This window comes from Phormidesmis sp. 146-33 (assembly GCF_052939515.1).
Genome location: NZ_JBJPHU010000237.1, coordinates 1 through 3454, shown reverse-complemented (window position 1 = coordinate 3454; position 3454 = coordinate 1). Strand labels below are relative to the sequence as shown.

The window sequence follows — 3454 nt, the reverse complement described above, 5'->3', positions numbered from 1 at the left end:
GATTATTCGGGACGTTCTGTAATCGTGGTTGGGCCGAAACTGAAGATTCACCAGTGCGGACTGCCGAGAGAAATGGCGATCGAGCTATTCCAGCCCTTTGTGATCCACCGTCTGATTCGTCAGGGATTGGTCAACAACATCAAAGCGGCGAAGAAGCTAATTCAGCGCAACGATCCAACCGTCTGGGAAGTCTTGGAAGAGGTGATCGAAGGCCACCCCGTTTTCCTCAACCGCGCCCCGACACTGCACCGACTGGGGATTCAAGCCTTTGAGCCGATTTTGGTGGATGGTCGAGCGATTCAGCTTCATCCTCTCGTTTGTCCGGCGTTTAACGCTGACTTTGACGGTGACCAGATGGCGGTTCACGTTCCCCTGTCGATCGAAGCGCAGTCGGAGGCTCGTTTGCTGATGTTGGCTTCTAACAACATTCTTTCTCCCGCAACGGGGCGACCGATCATCACGCCTAGCCAAGATATGGTGTTGGGCTGCTACTACCTGACGACCGAAAATCTGGCCGGGCAGGAAGGTGCAGGCACCTATTTTGCCAACTTGGAGGACGCGATCAACGCTTACGAGCAGAAGAAAGTTGACCTCCACGCCTATGTTTGGGTGCGTTACGACGGCAAAATCGACCCAGAAGATCCCGAATTGATCAGCGAAGAGACGACACCCGATGGAATCGTCACCCGCACCTACAGCGATCGTCGCGTTCGCGTTGATGCAGACGGTGTTCTCATTTCGCAGTACGTCAAAACTACACCAGGGCGGATCATTCTCAACAAAACGATTCAGGAAGCACTGGCACTTTAGAACGTTTGAGAGGTTGGGCTTTAGGCGATTCAAATCGTGCCGCCTAGAGTCCCCTGTCTAACGTCCAAAGCCCACGAGCGTCAGGTTTGACAATTTCAGATTTTTGAGCGATCGCGCAAATCTAAAACAGTAGAAGCGGGGCAAATAATGGCACAGAATTCAGATAAGCATGTTTTTCGCAACTATGTGGTCAGCAAAAAGCAGTTGACCAATTTGATCGCGTGGTCGTTCACCAACTACGGGACGGCTCGGACAGCTCAGATGGCGGATTTGCTCAAAGATTTGGGCTTCCGGTATGCCACCAAAGCAGGGGTTTCGATCAGTGTGGATGACTTGCAAATCCCACCGAGTAAGCGTCAGTTGCTAGATGCAGCCGAAGAAACGATTCGTGACACTGAGGATCGCTACACTCGCGGCGAAATCACCGAAGTGGAACGGTTCCAAAAAGTAATTGACACCTGGAACGGGGCCAGTGAAGAACTCAAAGACGAAGTGGTCAAACACTTTCGATCGAACGACCCCCTTAACTCGGTCTACATGATGGCCTTCTCTGGTGCCAGAGGAAACATCTCTCAGGTGCGTCAGTTGGTTGGAATGCGCGGCTTGATGGCAAACCCGCAGGGGGAAATTATTGACTTGCCCATTAAGACTAACTTTAGGGAAGGTCTGACCGTGACTGAGTACATCATCTCCTCCTACGGTGCCCGCAAAGGACTGGTAGATACGGCACTGCGGACGGCTGACTCCGGCTATCTGACCCGTCGATTGGTGGACGTTTCGCAAGATGTGATCGTGCGCGAACTCGACTGTGGTACGGAACGAGGCATTCCGGCCCTGCCGATGATGGATGGCGATCGCGTTCTTATTCCCCTCAAGGACAGACTTCTGGGACGAGTCGCTGCTGAAGACGTGCTGCATCCTGAGACAGGCGAAGTGATCGTCAAGCGCAACGAAGCCATTTCTAACGAGATGACGGAGCAGATCGGCAGAGCAAAGATTGCCCAGATTGTGGTGCGATCGCCTCTGACCTGTGAAGCGGCTCGTTCCGTTTGTCAGCTTTGCTATGGCTGGAGTCTGGCACACGCCCATCTGGTGGACATTGGGGAAGCGGTCGGGATTATTGCGGCTCAGTCGATCGGGGAACCTGGCACCCAGCTTACAATGCGGACATTCCACACGGGCGGGGTGTTTACGGGTGAGATGGCGCGTCAGGAGAAAGCTGGATTTGATGGCGTGATGCGCGTTCCCAAACGACTGAGAACTCGACCTTTGAGAACCCGTCACGGCGAAGATGCGCTGATTGTGGAATCGGCTGGCTCCGATATCAAGATCACGCTGGAAGGAAAAGGTAGCCTCCAGCAAGTCTTCTCGGTTTCTCAAGGCGCGACGCTGATGGTCAAAGATGGTCAGCACGTCAAAACCGGACAGATTTTGGCAGAAGTCCCCTTAACGGGTCGCGGTCGCAAAACGACTGAAAAAGCTGCCAAAGACGTAGCTTCTGACTTGGCAGGTGAAGTCAAGTTTGAAGACCTGGTGCCCGAAGAGAAGAAAGACCGTCAGGGGAACACGACGCGCATCGCCCAAAGGGGCGGTTTGACTTGGATTCTTTCTGGCGAAGTGTATAACCTGCCACCGGGTGCAGAACCTGCGGTCAAGAATGGCGATCGCGTCCAGGCAAACGGGGTGATTGCGGAAACCAAGCTCGTTACTGAAAATGGCGGCGTGGTGCGTCTCCCGGAAGTCGGTGAAGGAAAAGGCGGGCGAGAAGTCGAGATTATTACGGCTTCTGTGATGCTGGATCAGGCGAGAGTGCGGGTTGAAAGCCATCAAGGGCGTGACCAGTATCTATTAGAAACCACAGGCGGCCAGCTTTTCTCACTCAAAGCCACCCCCGGAACTCAAGTCACCAACAGTCAAGTTGTCGCGGAACTGATCGACGATCGCTATCGCACCAACACGGGCGGCATCATTAAATACTCTGGTGTGGAAATTGCCAAGCGAGGCAAAGCCAAACAGGGGTATGAAGTCGTTCAGGGCGGAACGCTGCTGTGGATTCCAGAAGAGGCCCACGAAGTCAACAAGGATATTTCGCTGTTGATGGTCGAAGATGGTCAGTACGTTGAAGCTGGTACGGAAGTCGTTAAAGACATCTTCTGCCAAAGCAACGGGGTCGTCGAGGTGACTCAGAAAAACGACATTCTCCGGGAGATTGTGATCAAGCCCGGCGAACTGCACATGATTGACAACCTGGATGAGGTCATCACCAAAGAAGCGACGCTGGTGAATCCGGGTCAGCAGGTCATGCCAGGGTTGGTCGTCGATGAGCTTCGCTATGCGGAGTATGTCGAAACCCCTGAAGGGCCAGCTATGCTGCTGCGTCGAGTCACTGAGTTTACGGTTCCCAATGAGCCGTCTGTACCCAGCCAAGAATCGACGAGTGAAGAAGCAGGGCGATCGATTCGTCTCAGAGCCATTCAGCGTCTACCGTTCAAGGATGGTGAGCGCGTCAAATCAGTGGAAGGGTTAGATTTGCTGCGGACTCAATTGGTTCTCGAAATCGACAAAGACACCCCGCAACTGGCTGCTGATATTGAGCTGGTTGCTGACACCACTGACCCAGAACTGATGCGCCTGCAACTGGTGA

General features: G+C 53.6%; 1 pseudogene. It reads left to right on the top strand.

Annotated features, from left to right (window positions below):
• Nucleotides 1–3454 (top strand): annotated as a pseudogene (locus tag ACJ2PR_RS35440) (DNA-directed RNA polymerase subunit beta''); the annotation flags it as partial.